Annotated in this window: 21 protein-coding genes; 11 read left to right on the top strand and 10 right to left on the bottom strand. The window is 70.4% G+C overall.

From position 1 onward, the window contains the following. Nucleotides 1-178: 178 nt before the first annotated feature. The 3 genes from BS75_RS11015 to BS75_RS49215 all read right to left on the bottom strand — a co-directional run bounded on the left by BS75_RS11015 (nucleotide 179) and on the right by BS75_RS49215 (nucleotide 1395). Nucleotides 179-376, bottom strand: coding sequence for a hypothetical protein (locus BS75_RS11015; protein ID WP_034088098.1), 198 nt, complete (start codon nucleotides 374-376; stop codon nucleotides 179-181). Nucleotides 377-509: 133 nt separating this feature from the next. Next, nucleotides 510-812, bottom strand: coding sequence for a hypothetical protein (locus BS75_RS11010; RefSeq protein ID WP_034088097.1), 303 nt, complete (start codon nucleotides 810-812; stop codon nucleotides 510-512). After that, on the bottom strand, nucleotides 802-1395 hold the full coding sequence (locus BS75_RS49215; RefSeq protein WP_052069340.1) for a hypothetical protein: 594 nt from the start codon (nucleotides 1393-1395) through the stop codon (nucleotides 802-804). The genes BS75_RS11010 and BS75_RS49215 overlap by 11 nt, the downstream gene beginning before the upstream one ends. A gap of 213 nt (nucleotides 1396-1608) precedes the next feature. Between BS75_RS49215 and BS75_RS11000 the strand changes: the two genes are divergently transcribed. Further along, nucleotides 1609-3045, top strand: coding sequence for a hypothetical protein (locus BS75_RS11000; protein ID WP_231607744.1), 1437 nt, complete (start codon nucleotides 1609-1611; stop codon nucleotides 3043-3045). Between the two features lie 12 nt (nucleotides 3046-3057). On the opposite strand, the gene BS75_RS10995 is transcribed toward BS75_RS11000, so the two are convergent. Continuing rightward, the gene (locus BS75_RS10995) at nucleotides 3058-3969 is read right to left on the bottom strand and encodes an aminoglycoside phosphotransferase family protein (RefSeq protein ID WP_034088096.1); all 912 of its coding nucleotides are present in this window, start codon (nucleotides 3967-3969) and stop codon (nucleotides 3058-3060) included. A gap of 899 nt (nucleotides 3970-4868) precedes the next feature. Here BS75_RS10995 and BS75_RS10990 point away from each other — a divergent pair. Beyond that, the gene (locus tag BS75_RS10990) at nucleotides 4869-5489 is read left to right on the top strand and encodes a hypothetical protein (RefSeq protein ID WP_231607743.1); all 621 of its coding nucleotides are present in this window, start codon (nucleotides 4869-4871) and stop codon (nucleotides 5487-5489) included. 48 nt (nucleotides 5490-5537) lie between these two features. Here BS75_RS10990 and BS75_RS10985 read toward each other — a convergent pair whose 3' ends face one another. Further along, on the bottom strand, nucleotides 5538-6938 hold the full coding sequence (locus BS75_RS10985; RefSeq protein ID WP_081982247.1) for a right-handed parallel beta-helix repeat-containing protein: 1401 nt from the start codon (nucleotides 6936-6938) through the stop codon (nucleotides 5538-5540). 145 nt (nucleotides 6939-7083) lie between these two features. On the opposite strand from BS75_RS10985, the gene BS75_RS10980 reads away from it, so the two are divergent. Next, entirely contained in the window at nucleotides 7084-8223 is a 1140-nt protein-coding gene (locus tag BS75_RS10980; RefSeq protein ID WP_034088094.1) for a Dyp-type peroxidase, read from the top strand. On the opposite strand, the gene BS75_RS44150 is transcribed toward BS75_RS10980, so the two are convergent. Next, nucleotides 8220-9164, bottom strand: a complete 945-nt coding sequence (locus BS75_RS44150; RefSeq protein ID WP_052069339.1) for a CHAP domain-containing protein — start codon at nucleotides 9162-9164, stop codon at nucleotides 8220-8222. The genes BS75_RS10980 and BS75_RS44150 overlap by 4 nt on opposite strands. A 416-nt stretch (nucleotides 9165-9580) precedes the next feature. On the opposite strand from BS75_RS44150, the gene BS75_RS44145 reads away from it, so the two are divergent. From BS75_RS44145 to BS75_RS10960, 3 genes are all read left to right on the top strand, one after another. Further along, nucleotides 9581-14521: an MSCRAMM family protein gene (locus BS75_RS44145; RefSeq protein ID WP_052069338.1), complete on the top strand. Its 4941-nt coding sequence runs from the start codon at nucleotides 9581-9583 to the stop codon at nucleotides 14519-14521. 178 nt (nucleotides 14522-14699) lie between these two features. Further along, the gene (locus tag BS75_RS10965) at nucleotides 14700-15200 is read left to right on the top strand and encodes a hypothetical protein (RefSeq protein ID WP_331281416.1); all 501 of its coding nucleotides are present in this window, start codon (nucleotides 14700-14702) and stop codon (nucleotides 15198-15200) included. A gap of 122 nt (nucleotides 15201-15322) precedes the next feature. Continuing rightward, the gene (locus tag BS75_RS10960; protein WP_034088093.1) at nucleotides 15323-15571 is read left to right on the top strand and encodes a hypothetical protein; all 249 of its coding nucleotides are present in this window, start codon (nucleotides 15323-15325) and stop codon (nucleotides 15569-15571) included. A gap of 22 nt (nucleotides 15572-15593) precedes the next feature. On the opposite strand, the gene BS75_RS10955 is transcribed toward BS75_RS10960, so the two are convergent. Continuing rightward, nucleotides 15594-16067 carry a hypothetical protein gene (locus tag BS75_RS10955; protein WP_152645629.1) on the bottom strand — a complete coding sequence of 158 codons (474 nt, stop codon included), beginning with the start codon at nucleotides 16065-16067 and terminating at the stop codon, nucleotides 15594-15596. Between the two features lie 369 nt (nucleotides 16068-16436). Between BS75_RS10955 and BS75_RS10950 the strand changes: the two genes are divergently transcribed. Next, entirely contained in the window at nucleotides 16437-18095 is a 1659-nt protein-coding gene (locus BS75_RS10950) for an IS1634 family transposase (protein ID WP_197091885.1), read from the top strand. Here the strand turns inward: BS75_RS10950 and BS75_RS10945 are convergent. Next, nucleotides 18092-18811 carry an AraC family transcriptional regulator gene (locus BS75_RS10945; protein WP_052069337.1) on the bottom strand — a complete coding sequence of 240 codons (720 nt, stop codon included), beginning with the start codon at nucleotides 18809-18811 and terminating at the stop codon, nucleotides 18092-18094. The genes BS75_RS10950 and BS75_RS10945 overlap by 4 nt on opposite strands. 119 nt (nucleotides 18812-18930) lie before the next feature. On the opposite strand from BS75_RS10945, the gene BS75_RS10940 reads away from it, so the two are divergent. Both BS75_RS10940 and BS75_RS10930 read left to right on the top strand, forming a co-directional pair. Continuing rightward, nucleotides 18931-19770 (top strand): alpha/beta fold hydrolase, encoded by an 840-nt coding sequence (locus tag BS75_RS10940; RefSeq protein ID WP_042439140.1) that lies wholly within the window; start codon nucleotides 18931-18933, stop codon nucleotides 19768-19770. A gap of 208 nt (nucleotides 19771-19978) precedes the next feature. Further along, nucleotides 19979-20842, top strand: a complete 864-nt coding sequence (locus BS75_RS10930; RefSeq protein ID WP_034088089.1) for an SCO6745 family protein — start codon at nucleotides 19979-19981, stop codon at nucleotides 20840-20842. A gap of 67 nt (nucleotides 20843-20909) precedes the next feature. Here BS75_RS10930 and BS75_RS10925 read toward each other — a convergent pair whose 3' ends face one another. Further along, nucleotides 20910-21815: an SDR family oxidoreductase gene (locus BS75_RS10925; protein WP_034088088.1), complete on the bottom strand. Its 906-nt coding sequence runs from the start codon at nucleotides 21813-21815 to the stop codon at nucleotides 20910-20912. A 175-nt stretch (nucleotides 21816-21990) separates the two neighbouring features. Here BS75_RS10925 and BS75_RS10920 point away from each other — a divergent pair, with 175 nt between their 5' ends. Beyond that, the gene (locus BS75_RS10920) at nucleotides 21991-22905 is read left to right on the top strand and encodes a LysR family transcriptional regulator (protein WP_034088087.1); all 915 of its coding nucleotides are present in this window, start codon (nucleotides 21991-21993) and stop codon (nucleotides 22903-22905) included. Between the two features lie 73 nt (nucleotides 22906-22978). Beyond that, nucleotides 22979-23659 carry a CDGSH iron-sulfur domain-containing protein gene (locus BS75_RS10915; RefSeq protein ID WP_034088086.1) on the top strand — a complete coding sequence of 227 codons (681 nt, stop codon included), beginning with the start codon at nucleotides 22979-22981 and terminating at the stop codon, nucleotides 23657-23659. A gap of 59 nt (nucleotides 23660-23718) precedes the next feature. Here the strand turns inward: BS75_RS10915 and BS75_RS10910 are convergent, their stop codons facing one another. Then, nucleotides 23719-23970 (bottom strand): DUF5133 domain-containing protein, encoded by a 252-nt coding sequence (locus BS75_RS10910; RefSeq protein ID WP_034088085.1) that lies wholly within the window; start codon nucleotides 23968-23970, stop codon nucleotides 23719-23721. Nucleotides 23971-24313: the final 343 nt, after the last annotated feature.

Raw genomic sequence — 24313 nt, 5'->3', positions numbered from 1 at the left:
GGCGGCTCGTACGTGTTTGGCTACATGTGATTTCTCTGAATTGTGGACACAATCGTATACGTCACGACTTGAGGCACTTCTCTGATATGTGGCATCCCATCAACCGCGCCGAGATGATCGAGGGCTATTAGCTAAACGGCTCCACCCAACCAAGGGCGTAGTGGCCCGGCAGCACACGTCATGCGGCAGCCTGGTTGCCGTCAGTGCCGTCCAGTTCGGCGCATAGCCCGGCTGCGAGCAGTCGGGCGAGTTCTTCGGCCACGGCGGAGGGGAGGGCGCCCAGGCAGACGAGGCCCTGCCCGTGGACGCTAACGTCCGCGCGGAGCGCGCCGAAACCCTCCGTCAGGTCGGCATAGAGGAGGCTCTCTGCGAGCATATTCGTGAAGCGTTGCGCGGCCGACCAGCCCGCTGTAGGGAATCCCTTCTTGGAGGATCTCGGCGCGAGGGGCGCACGCCGTCCGTTCGCCGGGGTACTTGCGCATGGATGCCGACCTCGTTCCCATGGTCCGTCAGCCCCGTTCCGTACGGTGCGGCCCGCGCTGTCCAGGGTTCTTGGTCATCTCGATGCCTAGGTTCAGGAGTTCGGCGATTCGGGCGGCGGCTTCGGGGGTTGTGCGGCCGAGGTCGACGATGCCGTGGCCGAAGGCGTTCAACTCGGCGCGCAGGAAGGGGAAGTGCTCCGCCAGTCCTGCCGCGATCAGGACGTCCCGCAGTGCCGCCGCAGCGTTTCGTGCCTCGTACCAGGCCGCCGAGCCGATGGGTTCCCAGCGTGCTGCGTCCGGGCCGTGGCCGTGTGTCTCGTCAGTGGGCACTGTTCATTGCCATCCGCTTGAGGGCTGTGTCCACGGCGTCCATGAAGTCGGCGCTGTCGGTCTGGTCCGCCGTCGGAGCCGAGGGAGGAGGCGTATCGCCGAAGCGGTCCGCTCGTCTGAGCAGCTCGGCCGCCGCGACGAGCATGAGCGCCAGCGCCGTGGCCTGCCGCAGTTCGGGTGTCGGCCGGTACGGGGGAGAGATCAGCCATTGGTGGCAGTCCGCCGCCAGTGCCACAGGGCCGGGGAGCACGGCGAACGAGCCTTCGTCCAGGTAGCGGTACTGCGGTGCGCGCAGCGTCTCCAGGAAGACCAGTCGCTCGAAGGTGTCCCGCGATCCCGGCGGGAGGAGGAAGCCGGCGCGACGGGCGCTGTAGTCCAGCGCCACCGGTCCCAGCGGAAGCCGTCGTCTGCGCAGCAGGTCGGCTGTCTTCAGGCCGAGTCGGAGGTCCACCGAGATCAGGTCGAAGGTCTCACCTGTGGGGATCAGGTACGGGTTGCGCGGTTCGTTGCCCCATGCCCGGCGGCAGTCCGCCGGATTCTCCGCCGAGTCGATCAGCCACCCTATGCCACGCCTGAACGTCATCTTCCACCACGACCCATTTCGGAAGTCAGGTATGACGGCTGGTCAGCCGCCCTACAAGCAGCTTCCGCCCCGGAATCGATCGTAGGCAGATGACGAGGGGTGACGCGGGATGACATCCCCTGACGCCCGTCCGGCCGTCTTGGTCACCCGGGGAGGCGACGCCGGCCAACTGCCGACGAAGATAGACGCTTTGGAGTCCTTTGACTCCCCATCGTGAGCAGAGCCATCATGGACACCGGTCCCGAGCGCGTGCGCCCGGGACGGCCTGGGGAGGCGACGCAGACGAACGCCGAGCAGCAGCGCAGAAGCGAACGGCTCAAGCACGAGCGCGCCGTTCGCAAATGGTCGAAGGCGCAGCTCATCCACGCCCTGCGCAGCGCAGCCGCCGAGGAGGGCGTCACCCTTCCCACTGATGCCAGCGTCTCGCGCCGGATTGCGATGTGGGAGAACGAGGGCGCGGAGCCGGACGAGCTGTACACGCGGTTACTGTGTCGCGCGTACGGCAAGTCCCCGGCGGCGCTTGCTCTACCCGAGGCCCAGGTCCCCGCAGCGGAGCTCCCCGGGGCGAGCTATCCCGAGACGCCCGAAGAGGCGCTGACCACTGTGGCCCGCCTGTGGCGCGCGGATCTCGACCAGGCCGGAGCCCTGCTCACTGCCCAGCCGGAAGACGGTGCCTCGGACGCCGCGTCCATGGAGTGGCTCGTAGCCCCCGCGTCAGCATCCATGCCCGAGCATGCCACCGGCATCCGGGTGGGGCTGCGGGACGTGCAGCGGGTCAAGGCCACGACGGACATGTTCGCTGCCATGGACGACTCCTACGGAGGCGGTCATGCCCGGCCGATGCTGATGCAGTACCTGAACAGCGAAGTCGCCGGGCTACTCACCGGCCGCTATACCGAGGCTGTCGGTCGTGCGCTGTTCAGCGCGGTCTCTGAGGCGACGCTTCTCGCCGCGTGGATGTCCTACGACACCGCGCACCACGGCATCGCCCAGCGGTACTTCGTCCAGGCCCTGCGCCTGGCCCAGGACGGCGAGGACCGGCGTCTGGCCGGCAGCATCCTGTCCGCGATGAGCCATCAGGCGACGTTCCTCGGGCGCTTCCGCGAGGCGACTCGGCTCGCGCGCGCCGCGCAGATGGGGATCTCGCGGGTGACGACCCCCACCCTGCGGGCGCAGTTCCACGCGATGGAGGCCCGGGGACTGGCCGGGGCCGGAGACGTGCGCGAAGCCGAAGCCGCCCTCGCCAAGTCCGCTCGCGCGCTGGAGACCCAACGGCTGGAGGACGAGCCCGAGTGGATCACCTACTTCGACGCGGCCGAGCTCGCCGCCGAAGCCGGGCACTGCTTCCGCGATCTGGCCAAGGCCAAGCAGGCAGTCGTCCACGCCCAGGGCGCCGCCAGCGGGCACGTCCGGAGTGACTTCTTCGCGACCATGGTGCTGGCCGATGCCCACCTCGGCGCCGGAGACCTCGAAGCTGCCTGCGCCACGGCGTTGGACGCGCTCGACCTCGGGGAGCAGCTCAAGTCCGCCCGCGCAGTGACCTACGTCCGGGACTTCCGCAAGCACCTGCTCCGCTTCGCCGACACCGCAGCCGTGCAGGACCTCACCGGCCAGGCCGCCGAATACCGCCAGTGGAACCGATCCGGCTGACGATCGGACAGATCACAGCGGACGCCAGTCGCGGCGGCTTCCGTCAGTTCGCACTGCCTGCATGCGCTTGGCGAACTCGGCGTACGCCTCCGGCTCGCCGTCGACCTTTCCGCCCAGCCAGGCGACCATCAGCAGCTCTCGCAGGTCGGCGAGGACCGGGTAGCCGGGCCAGTTCATCACGTCGAAGCCGTAGTGGAAGACGAACGACTCGTACTCTTCCCGGGTGTGCCAGCCGTACCGCTCGTAGTACATGGCGGTCAGCACGAGGTCCCACTCACGCTCTCCGAGGGCGACGTCGTCCAGGTCGATCAGGATCGCGCGGCCGGCGCGGTCGCGGAGCGCGTTGCCGACGTTGGCGTCCCCGTGGATGATCCCGTACGGCAGCACGAAGTCCAGCCGACCGTACAGCTTGCGCAGTTCCTCGAACCGCTGGCTCAGGAACTCAACGTCATCCGCCGGCACCGCCGTGAGTCTGGCCAGCCTGGCGTCCCAAGCGCCGAGCGGGTCGTGCGTCGACAGACCCAGCGACTCCGGTTCCGTCAGCCAGTGGAGCTGTCGGATCAAGTCCGCGAACTCCGGGATGCTCGCGTACTCCTCACGATCCTGCGCATTGACCCAGAACGTTGCCGTCCGGCCGTCGACCACCACGGGCTGACGCAGGCCCGTCACGAGACGCGTCGCCGGGAAGTCCTCGGCCTCCAGCCACCGGGCGACCCGAACCAGTCGCTCGACACCCTTCAACTTTGCGGCACTCGGCCCGATGCGGACGATCACCCGCTCGGACGGGAGGCTGTAGACAGCATTCGAGCCGAGCCGCAGCAACACGGCGTCCGAAGCGTCGAGCGCCGCCGTCCGGCAGGCATCGGCGAGCGCACGTCCCGCGCTCTCGACGGTGAAGGGTCCACTCTCTCCGGCAGCGCTCATGACTTGAAGCTACCCCGATCACCGGGCCGGTGTGTGTCCACGAGGGGAGTGCTATCAAGGAGTTGGCGGCCCTCGGCCGAGGTGATCCACGATGAGCGCCGGGGCGCCGCCGCCGTGCCAGATCCGTGCCAGATCGGGGAGCGATCACCGGTCAACGGCGGTCACCGGCGGACACCGGAAGTGTTCGAGTGCCCGCCCGGGGCAGCCGCAGCTCAGTGGCCTGATCATCTGCATACTCTTACAAAGCAGATGTCGGCGGTTCGAAACCGTCTGTGCCCACAGCCTGCGAGTGATCGCACAGTACGACCGAGGCCCAGCTCAGCGGGGATGATCCCGAGAACTGGGCCTTGATCGTTTCCGAGGGTGGCAGCGGTACTGATCACCGCCGTGCCACTTACGTGCCAGATGCTTCCCCGGAGCTGCCGGGTGTCTCCTCCGGCGGCGGTTCCTTCGGCTGCTGGTCCTCGCGGATCATCCCTCGGTACGGCACGCCACCGCGCAGCCGGTCGCCGCGCCGGGCAATGACGACCGAGCGGATGAGCAGAGCGGAACGGCACAGTCGGCTCGGAATGCCCCGACCGCATGCACTGAGCTGCACGGACGATCCGTCGGAACCCGCGCTGGCGCGCCTGATTGCATCCTGGTTCGGCTCCTGCTCGGCTGATCGCCGGTCACGGCTGCAAACGAAGCGGACGTTCTGCCTGCTCGTGCACCGCTTCCGGCCGTCCCCCGAGCTGTTGAGGAGAAACCCGATGCGACTGCCACTGCGGAGGTCGCCGAGGATGTGGCTGGCTGCGGCTATGGCTCTGGGCCTGGCTGTCGGCGGTGCCGGTCTCGCCGTGTCCAGCGAGCCCCGGTCCGCTGTCGTACGGGCGATCAGCTCGGACGAGGCTAACCGAATGGCGCTGGCCCGGCTGACCACCTACATGGCCAGCCCGGTCGCGGTCACGGTGCGCGTCGACGACAACGGCATGGTCGAGGAGGTGCGGGGCCTGGTCGACTACCGCACCGGTCACGCGGTGGGCAGCTACATCGCGACGGGGCACCAGGTCGTGCTGGGACGGGGCCTGATTGCCTGGGACACCGGTGGCCTGGGCCTGGCTCCGCTGCCGCGCGACGGCAGCGCGCCCGCGGTGGCCGCGGCGCGGATCCCCCCGAGCGGCTGGTCCCCGCGCGCCTACACCGCCGACCCCCTGGACGCCGCGCTGCAACTGCTGATGGGCCTGGGTACGGACCGGCCGGACAACGCCCAGCTGCTGGCCCAGTCCGGCCCGCGCTGGCTGGGCGCCCAGGACATCGACGGGCGGCACTACGACATCTTCTCCGGCCCGCACCCGCAACCGCAGCAGTCCGGCACCGCGGACCCGGGCGGCCTGTCCCCGCTGACGTACTGGATCGACGCCACCGGTGACCTGCGCCGGGTGCGGATGCGGGTGCCGGGCATCGCCGCGCCGACGGTCGTCGACCTCCTCGGCCACGACTCCGCCCAGCAGGTCCCGGGCACCCCCTGGCAGCACTGAGCCGCCACTGACTGTCCGTCAGTGGCGGATCGGTCGGTGCCCGCTCCGTCAGCGTCCGATCGGCTGCGGCACCGCGGCCACGTCCAGGGGCAGCGGATAGGCCCGGGGATCCACCGGACCGGGCAGGCCCACGGCGGCGCGGATCGGTGCGTTCGCGGCTCCGGGCAGCTGGGGCTGGTCGGGCGGCGCGGGCAGCAGCTCGAAGGAGACGCCCGGCGGCGCGGTGACCGCCGCGGCCCGGCCCGGCGGCAGCGCACCACCGGGTCCGGTACCAGGTCCGGCACCGGGCCCGCACGGGGCCAGCTGCTCCAGGCGCGCCGGGCTCTGGCCGGCCGGGGAGTTGTCGGTGAAGCAGTTGCCGGTTCCTTCAGGGGTGTTCAGGACCAGGTCCACCCCGTTGCCGCTGGCCCGGTTCCCGGAGACGGTGTTGCCCAGCGCCCGGTAGCCCTGCACATCGGACACATCCACGCCGGCCGCCGAGTTCGCGGTGATCAGGTTGCGGGTGATCAGGTCGCCGGTGCCGCCGCCGATGCCGATGCCGATGCCGAAGCCCCCGTCGGCCTGTTCCGGGCTTTGCGGCTCGTTGTTCCCGGAGATGACGTTGCCGCTGACCACCGCCCCGTGCTGGGGCGCGAGTGCCTCCAGGTCATCGGACTGGGCGGTGAGCCCGACCCGGTTGGCGACGATCCGGTTGCCGAGCACGAAGACCCCCTCGGAGGCGTTGGTGAGCTCCACCCCGACCGCGTTGTGCTGCAGGGTATTGCCGCGCAGCTCGGTGGCGCAGGGGCGGCACTGGCCGACGTAGATCCCGGAGTCCGCCTGCCCGGAGGAGTAGGTGTCCTCGATCAGGCCGTTGCGTGCGTCGAAGGCGTAGATCCCGTACAGGCCGTTGTCGTAGGCGGTGACATAGGAGGCGCGAAAGCCCACCACCTCCGGGAACTTCGCGGTGTCCAGCGGGTCGTACTCGGAGCCGCCGGCCCCGGCCTGCTGCAGCTGCTGGTCGGTGACCCCGGTGAACAGCAGTCCGTTGAACTGGTAGTCACGTACCGTCAGGTTCTCCACCACTGTTCCGGCGCCGGTCGCGGTGATGCCGTTGGCCATCAGGAACCGCCCGTCGAGCACCACCGTGTTGCGGTCCGTGCCGCGCAGCACGACGTCCGGCGTCGTCACCGTGACGCTCTCGTGGTAAACGCCCGGATGGATCAGCACCAGGTCACCCGGTCGAGCGACATCCACCGCGGCCTGGATGGTGCCGAAGTCCCCCGGCACCTGCAGGACCGAGCGGCCGGACCGGTGTGCCCGGTCCTGTGAAGGGCTCGGCCCCGCGCACCCGGCCACCAGCACCAGAACACAGCTGAGCAGCAGGAACAGGGCTGCGGCGGGCCGGAGGCGGCGTGGATTGGCGAGGCGCGCGGGTGCCCCGGCGGACAGCTTGGGAACGATTCGCATGGGGCCCTGTCTATCGGCTTCAATGACCGCCATGCACGCAGGCGGCCCCCGACAGCCACCCTCCGACAGCCCCCGCCCACCGGACGGCGCGGCAGCGCGCGCGTCGATCACGTCGTCGTCGGCGACGGTACCGCTCGCTCTGCCGATGTCCCGCAGAGCGCTGCTGACCGGTGCCGCTGTGGCCACGACGGCCGCCGGCGTCCTGGCCGAGGCTGCCGCGGTGCCGCGCGCGGCCTCGGTGGCGCCGCACACCCCGGCGACACTGCCGTTCTACGGCCCGAGGCAGTCGGCGGTCTGCGCCCCGCAACAGCTCTACACCCTGCTGTTCGGCGCCGACCGGACCGACCCGGCGCTGCCCGTCGCCGAGGCCCGCACTCGCCTGGCCGCGCTGCTGGCAGACTGGACCGGCCTGCTCGACCGGGCCGTCTCCGGCACCGCACCGCAACTGCTGGCACGCGACGCGACCCGGTCACGGCTCACTGCCGCCGTGGGCATCGGCCCCGCCCTCGCCACCCGCCTGCGCCTGGACGTACCCGAGGCGCTGGGCGAACTGCCCGCCCACCCCGGAGACCGGCTCGATCCGGAGCGCAGCGGAGCCGATGTCCTGGTCCAGTTGTGCGCGGAGGACCGCTGGCCGCTGACCGCGGCCGCCGACCTCCTCCAGGACCGCGCCCGGGGGCTGCTGACCACTCGTTGGCAGCAGGCCGGTTTCCTGCCGCGCGAACCGGACGGGACAACCGCCCGCAACCTGCTCGGCTTCAAGGACGGCACGGCCAACCCGGACCCCGCCGACCAGGACAAGTGGATCTGGCTGCCGCCCGGACCGCATGAACACGGCACGATCATGGTCTACCGGCGGATCCACCTCGACACCGGCGCGTTCGCGGCCCTCGCGCTGCCCGTGCAGGAGGCCGCGATCGGTCGGCGCCGGGCCGACGGCGCACCGCTCGGCAGCCGTGCGGAGCACGACACGGTCGACCTGTGGACCAAGCACCCGGACGGCAGCTACGTCATCCCCGCTGCGGCACATGTCCGGCTCACCAACCCCCGCTTCGACGCGGGCGCGCGGATGCTGCGCCGCGGATACAGCTACGACGACGGCATCGACGACCAAGGGCTGCTGTTCTGCGCCTACATGCGCGACCCGGCGCTGTTCACCCGTGTGCAGACGCGGCTGGACGCGACGGACGCGCTGAGCCCCTACGTCGAGCACCGGGCCTCGGCAGTCTGCTACATCCTGCCCGGGGCGCTGCCCGGCCGACCGCTGGGAGCCACCCTCTTCTAGGGGGCGGACACGAATGCGAAGACCGGCAGCAGATGGTCAAGCATGACCGCGGTGTTCTCGACGTCGACCTTTGAGACGGTGACGGCCTGCATTCCGGTGGGGCCGGTCGCGGTCGCGGCGATCGTATGTGCTCCATCCGTGAACGGCGTCGCGTCCCAGACGAAGGTGTAGCTGTCGCCGGCCTCGCCCCGGGTGCCGACTTCCCGGCCGTCCACGCTGAACGTGATCGAGTGCACCGACGGATCGGATTCGTGCACCCGCAACGTCACTGCGCCCCCGACCTGCCCCGCAGGCACATCCAACCGGGGGCGTGCCGGGGGCTCGGGCGCCGGCTGCACCGGGGCGGCATAGCCGGCCACCCGTACGGGCACCTCGTCGTCGAGCCACGCGACCGCTCCGACGGCGGACGGCAATTCGACATCCTCGTGGACAATTCCCGTGGCAGTCCGCTCATTGCCGCCGATCGTCTGCAGCGTGCCGTCCTCATTGATCGCCGTGACGATCGCCACGTGGTCGTGTTGGGTGCCGTGCCCCGAGAGCGGGTGGAAGTAGACCGCATCGCCCACGGCCGGGGTCGACGACCAGGTGTCGTTGACCAGACCGTAGCCCTTGAAGCTCACCGCGAGATCGTCCAGCGTCCCCAGGCCGGGCACGCCGGCCTGCTGCCACACCCAGCCCGCGAAGTCGGCGCACCAGGCGTGTGCCTTCGTTCCGTAATCAGTACAGCTCGACGTCTGCCCACTGTCCTGAGCGAAGAATCCGCCGCTCACCCCGCACGGGCCGACGCCGAGCGGTGTCGCCCGGACCCGCGGCAGGGAACTCGCGCCCGCCGACGAACGGGTCGCCTGGCTCTCGGCCACCGCCACGATCAGGGACGCCGTCCGATCGTCAGCGTCTGCGCTCGCCACCGTCGCAGCCACCAGGGCCTGCGCCAGGACCATGCCGGTCACCAGTGTGGCGCGGACACGACGCGGCCCTGCAGCCGTAGTACTTCGCAAGCGCATGTCAATTTCCCTCGAATGTTCCAGGAACGAAGTCAGTAGACATACAACCGAATCAAGTTCAATTGTCCGAGCGTGCCACGCCGCCGCGGCATGCTCATCAACCATCATGAAAGATTTCCATAATGATATCCATATTGGTATGAGCCGGGTGGATGAAACAACTCGGCCGATCAGTCGGCGACGGGCGATGCGGCCGTGGGTGCGCGACAAGAAATATGTATGCATAGATTTCTTGACCTGTCCGAGAAAGGCATGACGTGACATCACAGTCCCATCCACGGGGGCAGTTGCCTGAAGACCGGCACAGACGGTGGGGACTGCCGTCCTCGCTCCGGCGCGCCGTTGCCACGGCCGTGGCTCTGCTGCTGACCGCGACCGGAGGCGTCGTGGCCGCCGGGACGGTCGCCCGCGCTGGTACCGGGGACGGGACGGTGACCGTGCGGGTGGTGCGGGCGGTCACCGCGGACGGTGTCTACAACCCGGTCCTCGAACCGGGGTTCTCGGGTGTGCAGGTCAACCTGACCGACAACGCCGGAAGCACCATCACCGGCAGCACCGCCGCTGACGGCACGGTGACGCTCAGCCCGGCCGGCAGTCCGCTGACCGGGGGTCAGTACCGGGTCCAGGTGATCAATCCGAACCCGAAGGTGTTCTTCCCCGCGTTCGCCGCCGTCCAGGGCGGGATCGGGGCGCCGACCCAGTTGAGCAGCAACGAGGAGTTCGTCAACCTCTCCGGCGGCGCGAACGTCTCCTACACCACGGGCCTGTGGAACCCGGACGACTACTGCCAGCAGAACGCTCCGCTGGCCACCGCGTGCATGCCCTCCGGCACCGATGCGTCCACCAAGACCACTGTGCTGACCTTCCCCTACCACGCGCGCGGCACCAACGCGCAGACCTCGAACCTGGCGACCAACGCCGACACCGGCGCACTGTTCGGGATCGGCTGGAGCAAGCCGAACCAGTGGATCTTCTCCTCGGCCACCGCGCACCGCAACGCGCCCTATGGTCCGGGTGGTGCAGGTGCGATCTATCTGACCCCGGTCACCGTCAACCAGTCCACCAGCGGGACCACGCCCAACGGGCCGACGACCCTGTTCGCCACCGTGCCCGATGTCGGCTCCACGGATCATCAGATCACCTTCACGCCCGGGACCACGGTCTCCACGTCCTACTCCGATGCGGCGTTCATGCCCGCGGTCGGCAAGGAGTCGCTGGGTGACCTGTATGTGAGCCCCGACGGCAAGGACCTGTACGTCGTCAACCTGGCCGACAAGCAGCTCTACCGCTATGACGCCACCCAGACCACGGCCACCAGGCCCAAGGGCGTCTACCCGATCCCCGCGCCCAGTCCGGCCTGCCCGGACCCGAGCGACTGGCGGCCCTACGGGCTGGGGATGCAGGACGGCGTGGTCTACGTCGGCGGCGTCTGCTCCGGCCAGTCCACCGGCCAGCAGTCGGACATGCGTGCGATCGTGCAGACCTTCGACCCGGTGGCCGGCGCGTTCACCGGCACGGTGCTGGACCAGCCGTTGACCTACCCGCGCAAGGCGGCGGTCCAGGGCTTCATCTGCCCGGGCGCGGGCTGGTACCCCTGGTCGGACACCTTCCGCACCACCCAGCAGGTGTACTCCAACGGCTCCACGCTCACCTGCATCGCCGGACTGAACGGCTACCCGCAGCCCCAGCTGGCCTCGATCGTGATCGACACCAACGGCAAGATGCTCCTGGGGTTCCGCGACCGGTTCGGCGACCAGGTCGGGCTCAACGACCCACAGGCCGTCGGAAACAACACCCTGTGGAGCTCGGGCACCGGTGGCGACCTGAACCTGGCGTGCAAGAACAGCAGCGGCATGTACGTCATGGACGTGAACAACGGCTGCGGGATGACGACGCTGGGCACCAACTACTTCAACACCCAACGCACCGTTTACCACAACTACGGGGCGAACGGCGGAACGGCGCTGTCGAAGGTCGAGTACTCGATCGCGAGCACCATGCTCGACCCGATCGAGAACGTCTACACCGGCGGCATCGGCTTCACCCTGCGTACCGGGGGCAGGGACCTGGCTCCAGCCACGAATGCCCTGGGGCTGGGCAACCAGCTGACCGCGACCTTCGGCAAGGGCGGGTCGATGGCGAGCCTGCAGGTGCTGTGCAACCAGGCACCGCTGCAGATCGGCAACCGGGTCTGGTACGACGTCAACAAGAACGGGATCCAGGACCCGCAGGGCGAGAAGCCCGTGCCCGGCGCCACCGTCAACCTCTATGACAGCACCGGCAAGCTGATCGCGACGAAGAAGACCACCGCCCGCGGCGAGTACTACTTCGACAGCATCAACGACGGCCTGCTGCCGAACACCCAGTACACCATCAAGCTCGACAACCCCGCGGACTACGCCGCAGGCGGGCCGCTCTACCAGTGGGTACCCACGGTGGCCAACGCCGGCTCCAACGGCTTCATCCAGAGCGTGGGCGTCGTCCCACCGGGCGGCACCTACCCGCAGGACAGCATCACCACCGGCGGCCCCGGGCAGAACAACCACACCTATGACTTCGGGTTCTACCAACCCACCGGAGTGGTCAAGGTCCTCAAGACCGACCAGGACAACAACCCGCTGCCAGGTGCGACCTTCCAGCTCTGGCAGAAGACCAGCAGCAGCGCCGGCCTGCAGACCACCGGCCCCAACGCCGACACACCCGTCGGACAACCCTGCACCACCGACGCCAACGGCGCATGCACCAGTGCCCAGGTGCCCCTGGGCACCTACTACTGGCAGGAAACCGCGGCCCCCAACGGCTACGTGATGCCCACGCAGACGGTCTTCGGCCCGCTGGTCCTGACGATCACGAACTACGCCACCGTGCAGACCGTGTCCGCGTCGAATCAGCAGGCCCTGGGCGTGGTGAAGGTCCTGAAGACCGATCAGGACAACAAACCGTTGCCGGGTGCGGTGTTCCAGCTGTGGAGGGAGACCAACGGCAGCACCGGCCTGCAGGCCACCGGTGCCGACGCCGACACGCCCGTCGGACAGCCCTGCACCACCGATGCGAACGGGGTCTGCGCCAGCGTGCCGGTGCCGATCGGCACCTACTACTGGCAGGAGACCGCTGCTCCCGACGGCTACGTGATGCCCGCGCAGACGGTCTTCGGCCCGCTGGTGCTGACCATGGCCAACTACACCGCCGGCGTCTCGGTCACCGCGTCGAACCAGCAGGCCCTGGGCGTGGTGAAGGTCCTGAAGACCGATCAGGACAACAATCCGTTGCCGGGTGCGGTGTTCCAGCTGTGGAGGGAGACCAACGGCAGCACCGGCCTGCAGGCCACCGGTGCCGACGCCGACACGCCTGTCGGACAGCCCTGCACCACCGACGCGAACGGGGTGTGCGCCAGCGCGCCGGTGCCGATCGGCACCTACTACTGGCAGGAAACTGCTGCTCCCGACGGCTACGTGATGCCCGCGCAGACGGTCTTCGGTCCGCTGGTGCTGACCATGGCCAACTACACCGCCGGCGTCTCGGTCACCGCGTCGAACCAGCAGGCTTTGGGCGTGGTCAGGGTCCTGAAGATCGACCAGGACAACAATCCGTTGCCGGGTGCGGTGTTCCAGCTGTGGAGGGAGACCAACGGCAGCACCGGCCTGCAGGCCACCGGTGCCGACGCCGACACGCCCGTCGGACAGCCCTGCACCACCGACGCCACCGGAACCTGCGCCAGCGCACCGGTACCGATCGGCACCTACTACTGGCAGGAGACCGCCGCCCCCAACGGCTACCTCATGCCCTCACCGGCGGTCTTCGGTCCGCTCGTGCTCACGATGGCCAACTACACCTCCGGTGTTTCGGTCACCGCGTCGAACCAGCAGGCCCTGGGCGTGGTCAGGGTCCTCAAGATCGACCAGGACAACAATCCGCTGCCGGGTGCGGTGTTCCAGCTGTGGAAGAAGACCAACGGCACGGCCGGACTGCAGACCACCGGTCCGAACGCGGACACGAAGATCGGCCCGCCCTGCACCACCGACGTGAACGGGGTGTGTGCCAGCGCGCCGGTGCCGATCGGCACCTACTACTGGCAGGAAACCGCCGCCCCCTACGGCTACAGCCGGCTCTTGTCGGCGGTCGGTCCGCTTGAGCTGACGATGGCCAACTACGCCGCAGGCGTCTCGACGACGGTGGTGAACCAGCGCCAGGAGGGCGTGCTGAAGCTGGTGAAGGTCAACCAGAACGGCAATCGGCTGCCCGGGGCCACGTTCCAGCTGTGGCAGAAGACCAACGGCAGCGAAGGGCTGCAGACCACCGGTCCCGACGCGGACACCCCCATCGGCCCGCCCTGCGTCACCGACGTCCGCGGCGACTGCCACAGCCCCCAGGTCCCCCTCGGGACCTACTACTGGCAGGAGACCGCCGCCCCGGAGGGGTATCTGCTGCCCTCCACGACCGTCTTCGGTCCCCTGGTCCTCACCTCGGCCAACATCACCGCGGGTATCGACGTCACCGTCACCAACCAACAGGCCCTGGGGGTGGTCACGGTGCTGAAGACCGACCAGCACGGAAAGCACCTGGCCGGTGCGGTGTTCCAGCTGTGGCAGGACACCAAGGGCACCAACGGCCTGCAGACCACCGGCCCGAACGCCGGCACGAAGATCGGCCCGCCCTGCACCACCGGCCCGTCCGGGAAGTGCACCAGCCCGCAGATCCCGATCGGCACCTACTACTGGCAGGAAGTCGCCGCCCCCAGCGGCTACCTCAAGCCCACACCGGACGTCTTCGGACCACTCACCCTGACCATGACCAACTACCAGGCCGGTGGCCAGGTGACTGCGGTGGACCAGCAGGCCCTGGGCGCGGTCACGGTGCTGAAGACCGACCAGCACGGAAAGCACCTGGCCGGTGCGGTGTTCCAGCTGTGGCAGGACACCAACGGCACCAACGGCCTGCAGACCACCGGCCCCGGGGCGGACACCAAGATCGGCCCGCCGTGCACCACCGGCCCGTCCGGGAAGTGCACCAGCCCGCAGATCCCGATCGGCACCTACTACTGGCAGGAAGTCACCGCTCCCAGCGGCTACCTCAAGCCCACACCGGACGTCTTCGGACCACTCACCCTGACCATGACCAACTACCAGGCCGGGGGCCAGGTGACTGCGGTGGACCGGCTGACGCCGCCACTGCCGCCGACCGGCGCCGGGAACGTGCTCCTGCTGGAGGAGGCCAGCGCCTCCGCTGTCCTGCTCGGCGCGGGCATCATCGCGGCGGCCGCGTGGGGTCGGCGACGCAGGCGGCTGCAGCCGTAGCCGCGACGTGAAGTGAGGCGGTACAGCTGAGGGGTGGGAGCCCGGGTGATCCGGACTCCCACCCCGCAGCGTGTCCCCGCGAAGGCGCGAGGCCGGTCGTCGACGGGAGATGAGGTCGACGGCCTACCGTGCCTTGGGCGATGCCGAATTGGCTGAGGTCGGCTGTGTGAATGACGCCATGGCCTCGATGGTCACCGGCGTGGTGGGCGTGCTGGGCACGCTGCTTGCGCCCTTCCTCGCCGTTCGTGCGACGTCGCGCCAGCGCGCCAGGGAGGATGCGGCAGCGAGCGACCGGCGGCGATTCGAGGAGCGCCGCGCAGGCTACACGGCGATGGTCGGGGCCTCGGCGCAGTTGCACACCCTGCTCAAGGACGCCGTGCCCCGGATCAGCGCCGGCCGGTACACCGACGAGGACCGAGCCCGCCTTGAGGAATCCCGACGTGAGCACAGGGACTGCTGTGCCGGAGCGCAGATGATCGCCTCCGAGCGGGTGCTCGAAGCGTCCCGTTCTCTCAACGAGGAGCTGGCCAAGGCGGATGCGATCGCCAAGCGAATCGATCGTGGTCACCCGTGTGAGGGAGAGACGGCCGAGGCCGCGCGCCTCATCCTAAAACGCGCCGAGCCCGAGCTTGCCGTGATGCGTCGCATCATGCGTGAGGATCTCGGTGTCGTGGATTGAGCGGCACGAGCAGTGAGCAGCGGAGCGTCCCGCCCGGAGCGCCGTTGTGCTCAGGCTTGCCGCGCCGGTGCCGGCGTTGGGAGCATGGCCGGGGCCGGCGTAATCAAGTCCCGGGGGAGACGATGACGGAACGACACTGCACCCACTGCCAGTCGACGGAACTGGAGGAGGGCCTGGTCTGGCATCAGCCAGGACGCGGCGCCTACGACAACGGGACCGGCACCTGGTACAGCGGCGCGGACGAACCCGGTGTGTTCGGCGGCCTCGCCAAGAAGAACAAGCGCAGGCGGGCCATGATCACTGCGCACCGCTGTTCCGCGTGCGGGCACCTTGAGTGGTTCTCCAAGCTGGAGGAACCGCCCACGTACTGACGCGCCGGGTGCGGTCGACGGGTCAGGCCGCCGCCGTCGGATAGGAGGGAGAGGTCGGGTAAGTGCCCACGTCCGTGAACCGCCAGGAGTGCGTCGAGCCCGGGTCGGCCAGGTGGATCTCCAACTGCTGCCACGCGCCGTCGGCATAGCGGATGGTCACGGTGGCGTCGGCGCTGTCCACGGCGTTTCCGGCGACCAGCACGGTCGTGGTTCCGCGGTCGGCATCCCGGGTGTGGGCGAAGTCGGTGGCGGTGAAGCCAGTGGGTCCGTCGTTGTCCGTCGAGGGGACCACCGCACGCAGCCCGCTCTCGCTGTGCTCGGCGACCGCGCGCAGGTAGCAGCGGATCAGCCGGCCCTGGTCCGCGTCCGCCTGCCGAATGTCGGCGGACCAGGAGCACGACGGTTCCGAAGCGTCGGGCCCCGCGAGGAAGCCCTGGGCCGCCGACCACGCGGTCGGCACCAGCCAGAGGCCCAGCAGCACCGATGAAGACGCCACGGCGACGACGCTCCACCGTCTCGCTCGCGACCAACCACCCGTACGGACGTCCATGCTGCTCCCCCCGCCGGTGACCGAAGACCGGACGCTGGGCCGATCATGGCTCAGGACGTGGTCGATCCGCCAGCAGTCACGTCTCGACTGACGCCTACCAGCACCACCTGACCGACGGGACCTCCAACCGGATCTGGAACAGCGCGGAAGCCAGCTACTGGGAGACCTGCTCCTTCGAGCCCGTCGCCGGGACGGGCTAGCCCTGTCCTTCGCACATGACTCTTTGTGGCGATTCCTAGTCCTCGGCGGTGTCGTCGCCGGGATGTGCGCGTTGATGGTGGCGTGCCTGTCTTCGTCGGTCGCGACCGTTCCCGTGTGCAGCGTCCCCGAGCCGAGCTTCTGATCACCGCAGTGGTGGAGAAGCGGCTGGGGGCGCTGCCGGCCTGTGCGCATTTCCTGCGCCGGCTGGACATCGCCGGCATCATCGACGGACTGTGCCCGGTGCGCGATGTCGCCCACCTCACCCACGGACAGGTCGTCGAGGCGTTGATCGCCAACCGGCTGTCCTCGCCGACGCCCCTGTTCAAGGTGGCCCGCTGGGCCGAGCAATGGGCCGTGGAGGACGTCTTCGGCATCCACGCCGACTTCCTCAACGACGACCGCATCGCCCGCGCGCTGGACGCCGTCGCCCCGCACCTGGACGAACTCGTCGGCTCCATCGGGGCCAAGGCGATCACCGAGTTCGGCATCGACGCCTCACGCTGCCACTGGGACATGACCAGCGTCTCCCTCTACGGCGCCTACGAGAACCCCGACAGTGACTACCCAGTGGTCAAGTTCGGGCACCCCAAGGACCGGCGCACCGACCTGAAGCAGATCCAGGCCGGACTGGCGGTCACCGGCGACGGCGGCATCCCCGTCACCCACCGCGCCTTCAGCGGCGGAGCCGCCGAGGTCTCCCAGGTCGTGGACGCGATGACCGCCCTGCGGCAGATCGCGAAGCGCCCGGACCTGCTGCTGGTAGGCGACAGCAAACTGCTGACCTACGACAACGTGTCCGCGATGACGGCCGAAGGCGTCCACTTCCTGGCTCCGGCTGCCGCCGCCAGCGTCGACAGCGCCGTCTACGCCGCTCTGGACCTGCAGTCGGCCGAACCCGTGGAGTACACCGCCGAACGCGACGCCGACAAGCCAGCTGACCAGCGCGCCCTCTACCGAGTCATGGAGGACCGGTTCACCTGGAAGGGCCGGCGCAGGAAGGACCCCGCGCTGACGATGCGCCGGATCCTGGTCCACTCCAGCTCCAACGCGACCGGACAGCTCAAGGCCCGCACCAAGAAGCTGGCCCGGGCCCGCGAGGACCTGGAGAAGATCCAGCGCAACCTGGGCACCCGCCACTACCCCGACGCCAGGAAGGTCGCCGACACGGTCGCGGTGATCGCCAAGAAGCGCCGCGTCACCGCCTACCTGCACACTGATGTCAGCACCAGCCCGGACGGGAAACCCACCCTGACCTGGTCATTCGACCAGGACGCCGTCGACGCCGAAGCGGCCGTCGACGGCTGGTACACGCTGCTGACCAACCTGCCCGCCGACCAGGCCACCGCAGCCCAGGTGCTCCTGCACTACAAGGGCCAGGGCACCGTCGAACGCCGCTACAGCCACGTCAAGGGCCCCTTCGCGATCGCGCCGATGTTCCTGCAGAACAACCGCCGCATCGCCGCCCTGATCACCGTGATCTGCCTGGCCCTGCTGGTCTTCTCCCTGATCGAGCGCCAGGTCCGCCAGGCCCTGGGCGACCAGCGCACCATGCACGGCCTCCAGCCCGGCAGCAACCAGGCCCTGCGGCCGACCGGCGAACTGATCCTGACCGCACTGTCCGACCTGCGTATGCGCAGCGGCACCGCCACCAGCCCACCAGTCGTCCTAGTCAGCGAAGGCATCCAGGCCCGACTCCTAGACATACTCGAAGTCGACCCAACCCACCCCCGCTGGCTCGACACACGTTTCCCTATGTGCGAAGGACACAGCTAGCCGTCGAGGTCGAACCGGACGCGGGAGTTGAGCACGGCGGTGGCGGAGGTGCCGAGGGTGCGGCGGAAGGTGTCACTCAGGTGCGAGGGGGAGGCGAAGCCGGCGTCGGCGGCGCAGCGGGTGAGGTCGTGACCGGCCACGAGGCCGCGGACGACGTGGAGCATCCGGGCCCACTGCTGGTAGCGGCGGAAGGTGGTGCCGGTGTGCTCGGCGAACAGATGGAGGAAGTGCGAGGTGGACAGCCCCAGCCGGGCTGCGGTCTGCTCGGCGCGGAGGACCTGCCCCGGGTCGGCCCGGATGGACTCCACCAGTCGGCCGATACGCCGGTCCGGGGTGCCGGGCAGCGCGGGAGCGGCCAGCGCGCCGAGGAGGTCGGGCGCGCCGCTGCGCCCGCACGCTGCGAGCAACTCCCGTTCGAGCCGGTGGTCGAGGCCGTAGGGGCCGACCTGCCGCTGCATGGCGGCGGCCACGCGTCCGCCGGGGAGGTCGGCCGCATCGAGGAAGAGCAGCAGGATCCGACCCTCGGGAGCCACCACGCGGTGGGCGATGCGGGCGGGCACGTAGGCGCTGCGTGCGGTGATCGTGCCGTGGTCGGGCGTGTGCAGGGCGAACGGTGCGTCCAGGCCGACGGTGAGCACGGCGATCGAGGTGGCGTGCAGGTCGACGCCCAGGTCAGGACCGAGGTAGCCGACCTGTCCCGGCCGGATCCAGGCCACTGGCGGCGCTCCGCCGTCGGTACCGCACGTTTGTGGAAGCGTGCCGGCGTTCATGACTGCCAGGCTGCTCGTGGATGGGACGGTGGTCAAGTCACCTGACGGGAAGACGGGAGCGGCACATGCACAGCGACGACGGGTTCGTTCAGCTCGACGACGGGACGATGCACGTGGTGCAGGACGGCCGGCCGGGGGCGCCGGTGCTGTTGCTGATCCACGGCACCGCGGGATCGACTGCCTGGTGGGACCCGGTGGTCCCGAGCCTGGCCGAGGGGCACCGGGTGATCCGGGTCGACCTGCTCGGCCACGGGAGGTCGGCGGATCCCACCGGTGGGTACGAGGTCCCGGCGCAGGCACGCCGGGTCGGCGCCGCGCTCGACCGGCTCGGGGTGAACCGGGTGACGGCGGTCGTCGGGCACTCCAGCGGGGGGAACGTGGCCACCGCCCTGGCCGAGCAGCGGCCGGAGCTGGTGGCGTCGCTGGCCCTGATCAACACCGGCCCGAGCCCGGACGCGTTCATCCCCCAGGGGCGGCTCGGCGGGCTGCTGATGGCGCCCTTTCCCGGACGGCTGCTGTGGCGCCTCCTCAACGGGCCCATCATCCGCAAGGGCATGCGGAACGCGGTCACCCGCCCCGTCGGGATTCCCGCGGCCGCCATCGCTGCCGCGCGGGCCATGTCGTACCGCACGGTCGTGGAGACCAATCGCGAGGGCCTGAACTACCTGGTCCGGCAGAGCATTCCGGCCAGGCTGGCCGGGCTCGGGACACCGGTGCTGGTGGTCTTCGGCACCGAGGACCACCGGTGGCGCCCTGCGGCCTTCGCCGCGTACCGCGACGTTCCCGGCGCCCGGGTCGAGGCGCTGGCGGGTGTGGGGCACTCGCCGATGCTGGAGGAGCCGGAGACCACCGGCGCGCTGCTGCTGGGCTTCGTCGCGGCCGAACCGCGCGGCGTCGACCGGTGAACGGCCGCTGCGGCGTCAGTCCAGACGGAGCAGGTTCTCCTCGATCTCGATCACGCGCAGCGCTACCTCGCCCATGGTGGTCCCCACCTCTCCTCGACTGCTGCCGACCGTAGCAAGGGGGTACGACAAGCGGCCGGGTCGGCCGGGTCGGGCGAAGGCGGGAATCGGTTGCCTCGGGGCGGTGCCCCGCGCGCGCCTGCTCGCTAGCATGTCGGACATGGAGCTACTGGCTAGTAGGCGTTGCTATCAGGCACTCAATTCGCTGCACTCGCTGATCTACTTCGCCCCCGAGGCGGAGCAGGAGTTCACCGCCGTCGGGCTGCGGCCGGGGCGGATGTGCTACTTCGCGGGCCGGGCGGCGGCGATGGGAGCGGTCGGCCCGGGCACGGTCACCGCCACCTTCTACAACTTCAGCCCCGGCCTGGTCGCCGCCCACATCCCACGGGCCTGGGGGCTGGCGTCCCCGGCCGAGGTGCTGGGCGCGCGGCTGCGCGCGGTCGACTCGGCCCTGCACCGGCTGCTGGGGGAGGAGGTCCTGGCCGATCCGGAGCTCGCCGAGGCAGCGGCCCTCGCGGTCGGGGCGACCTCGGGCTGCACCGCCGCCGGCCGACCGCTGTACGCCGCGCACGCCGACCACCCCGTCCCGGACCAGCCGCACCTGGCCCTGTGGCACGCCGCCACCCTGCTGCGCGAGCACCGGGGCGACGGCCACCTGGCCGCGCTGGACGTGGCCGAGCTCGACGGACTGGAGGCGCTGATCACCCACACCGCCACCGGCAAGGGCTTCACCGCCGAGTTCGCCCGCGCCAACCGCGGCTGGTCCCAGGAGCAGTGGGACGCGGCGGTCGACCGGCTCCGGGACCGCGGGCTGCTGGACGGTTCGGGCGAGCTGACGGAGCGTGGCCACGAGCTGCGCCGCGAGGTCGAGCAGACGACCGACCGGCTCGCCCACGCCCCCTACGAGCACCTCGGGGACGAGGGCGTGGAACGGCTCACCGCGATCGGCAAGCGGCTCACCCGTACCGTGCTGGTCAACGGCGCGTTCCCGGGCGAGATCTTCGCGGGGCGCTGAGCAGCCGACCCGGCGCGCGCCGACCGGGGCCCGGCGCCCTGACCCGGCCTCGCCCGGAACGACCCGGCTACGCCTGGAAGTAGTGCCCGGCCTCCAGGTCGGGGATCAGCGCCGGGTGCACCGGGTTCCAGCCCAGCCGCTGCCGGGTCAGCGCGTTCGAGGTCGGGTTGTCGAGGGTCACGAAGTGGGCGATCCAGTCGAAGTGCTGCTCCGCCTGCTCGCCGGTCAGGCTGACGGTCGGCACCCCCAGGTGCCGGCCGATGACCTCGGCGATCTCGCGCAGCGGCACGCCCTCCTCGCCGACGGCGTGCAGCCGCGAGCCGGCCGGGGCCGACTCCAGGGCGAGCCGGTACAGCCGGGCGGCGTCCAGGCAGTGGACGCCGGGCCAGCGGTTGGCGCCCTCGCCCGGGTAGGCCGAGACGCCGGTGGACCGGGCGATCCTGACCAGCGTCGGGAGGAAGCCCCGCTTGTCGGCGTCGCTGTGGACCGAGGGTGCGAGCCGCAGCAGTGACACCCGGACGCCGCGTGCGGCGAAGGACAGGGCCAGCCCCTCCATGCCGCTCCGGATCGCCAGGAACGACTGCGGGTCGGCCGCGTCCTCCTCGGTCGCGAGCCGGCCCTGCGGCAGGAACCCGGTCCCGGAGGTGACGACGAGGGGGCGGTCGGATCCGGCGAGCGCCTCCCCGAGCGCCCCGACCGCGTCCAGCTCGATCCGGCAGGAGGCCGCGAAGTCGGTGTCGGGGCCGACGTTGTTGAAGGCCGCGTGGACGACCCCGTCCGCGTCGGCGGCCCCCGCCCGCAGGCTGTCGAGGTCGGTGAGGTCGCCCCGGTGCACGGCGGCCCCGGTCTGCTTGAGCGAGTCGGCGGCGGCGTCCGAGCGGACGAGGCCGAGGACCTGGTGCCCCGCGTCCATCAGTTCGCGGACGACGGCGGAGCCGACATAGCCGGTGGCGCCGGTGACGAAAACACGCATGATGCGCTCCTTGGACGAGCAGGGGGTGGTTGGCTGTCGGTGCCTCCATCGTCCGGGCGGGGCACCGGCCGGGTCCAAGGCCTGTTCCGTACCGGGCCATGCATTTCAGGCATCGTCCCAGTTCAGCCCGGAGTTCTGCGGTAGCGGGCGGGATCGGAGGGCTTACGCTTCAGGCATGACCGAGCCCCACCGTGCGCCGGACCTCGATCTGCGGCTGGTCCGGTACTTCACCGTCGTTGCCGAGCACCGGCACTTCGGCCGCGCCGCTGCGGCGCTGCACCTCACCCAGCCCTCGCTCAGTCGCCAGGTCGCCCGCCTGGAGCGGGAGTTGGGGGTCAGGCTGCTGGACCGCACGCCGCAGGGCAGCCGGCTGACCGAGGCCGGGGAGGTCTTCCTGCCCCGGGCCAGGGCCCTGCTGCGCTCCGCGGCCCAGTCGGCCGCCGCCGCCCAGGCCGCCGCCCGGCCGAGTCGGATCACCGTCGGCTACACGCTCGGGCTGATCATCACCCCGGCCGTGCGCGACCTGCGGCACCGGCATCCGGACGCCGAGGTGCAGAGCCTGCACCTGGACTGGGGCGAGGCGCGCGACGCCCTGCTGGACCACCGGGTGGACGTGGCGGTGACCCGGCTGCCGTTCCGGACCGACCAGCTGCAGGTGACCGTGCTCTACGACGAGCCCCGGATGCTGCTGGTCGCCGTCGACCACCGGCTGGCCGGCAAGGAGTCGGTCACCCTCGACGACATCGCGGACGAGCCGGTGCCCAAGGTGCCCGACCCGGCCTGGAACGCCTTCTGGCGCATCGACCCGCGCCCCGACGGACGCCCGGCGCCGGACGGCCCGCTGGTTGCGGCGGTCGAGGACAAGCTGGAGTTCATCGCGGCCGGGCAGGCGGTGGCCATCGTCGCGGCGGGCCTGCGCTCCACCAGCCTCCGGGCCGACCTCACCACGGTCCCGCTGGAGGGTGTCGAGCCGAGCCACGTGGTGCTGGCGAGCCGGGCCGGCGACCGCAGCCGACTGGTGGCGGCGTTCCGCCGGTCCGCCGAGGCGCTGCTGGTCGGCCCACCGCCCGGGGCCCTGCCGACGAGTTGAGGGAGGACGGAGAGGCACAGCCGACCCTCCGCTCGACGCGCCGACTCCGGACGGCCGTTCGATACTGGGGGCCATGACGGAGGAATACGCAGTCCAGGTCACCGAGAACGGTCCGTACGTGGTCACCGGCGGGGTGCCGCTGGCCGAGGAGGTCATCGGCACGGACGCGGCCGGGGATTCGCGGACGTGGGAACGGGGGCGGAGCTACGAGGCCGCGGCGGAGTACAAGCTCTGCCGCTGCGGTCAGTCCGCCGACAAGCCCTACTGCGACGGCAGTCATCTCCGGGTCGGCTTCGAGGGCGAGGAGACCGCCTCCAGGCTTCCCTATCTGCAGCAGTCCGGGGAGCAGGACGGACCCGAGGTCACCCTGACGGACGCTCAGCGGCTCTGCGCCTTCGGCCGCTTCTGCGACGTGGACGGCAGCATCTGGCAGCAGGTCGAGGAGCCGGGCCGGGCCGGGGCCGTCGAGCGGGAGGCGGGGCTCTGCCCGTCGGGCCGACTGGTCGCCTGGAAGCTCGCGGCGGACTCGGCCGAGCAGTTGGAACCCGAGCTCCCGCCGTCCATCGGACTGGTCGAGGACCCGCAGAAGCAGTGCAGCGGCGGCATCTGGGTCCGTGGCGGCATCCCGGTCAAGGCCGCCGACGGCACGGTCTACGAGGTGCGCAACCGGGTCACCCTCTGTCGCTGCGGGAGCTCGCGCAACAAGCCGTTCTGCGACGGAACCCACGCCCAGATCGGCTTCACGGCCTCCTGAGGCCGGAGCAGGAGCCGGAGCAGGAGCAGGAGCAGGAGCTGCAGCCGGGACTCCCGCAGTCAGGGGGCGGACGGCCGGACGGTCTCGGCGCTGCTCCGTTCGCGGCGGCCGAGGGCGTCCGCGGCGAGCAGGTCGAGCGCCCGGGCCCGCGCCTGGTGCGGGTCGCGGATGCCGACCCAGACGCCGAGGGTGTAGTGGAGGTCCTCCCGGCGCCGGGCCGACAGCACGTCGGACCCGAGCGTGGACGCGCGGTCCAGGGAGTCGAGTTCGGTGACCAGGCGGCGGAGTTCGGCGAAGTTGATCAGCGGCATGGGTGCTCCGTTCAGGACGCGACATCGGGGGCGGCAGCCCCTGCGTCCAGTGGACGGTATGCCGGGCGCAACGCGGTGTATTGACCCGCTTTGCCACAGCTGTGCGCCGACGGAACGGCGGAACGGGGCCCGGCGCCGGGTCGCCCCAACAGTTCGGCCAATGCTCACCTCGGCGTCACCCGCAGCGGGCCGGGCCGGGGGCTAAATCTAGGTGCGCCGATGCGGGCAGGCGGGTGCTCGCGAAGGGGACCACGGCCGTCGTGCCCCGGCTGCGGCCCACGAGTGCCTACCACAGGTGCGGGAGAACGACAGTGACCATGGCTCCCAGGTTCGACCGGGGATC

Origin of the sequence: Streptacidiphilus albus JL83 (assembly GCF_000744705.1) — a bacterium.
Taxonomy (GTDB): Bacteria; Actinomycetota; Actinomycetes; order Streptomycetales; family Streptomycetaceae; genus Streptacidiphilus; species Streptacidiphilus albus.
The sequence above is the reverse complement of the archived record's forward strand: the minus strand, read 5'-3'. Positions and strand labels throughout refer to the sequence as shown.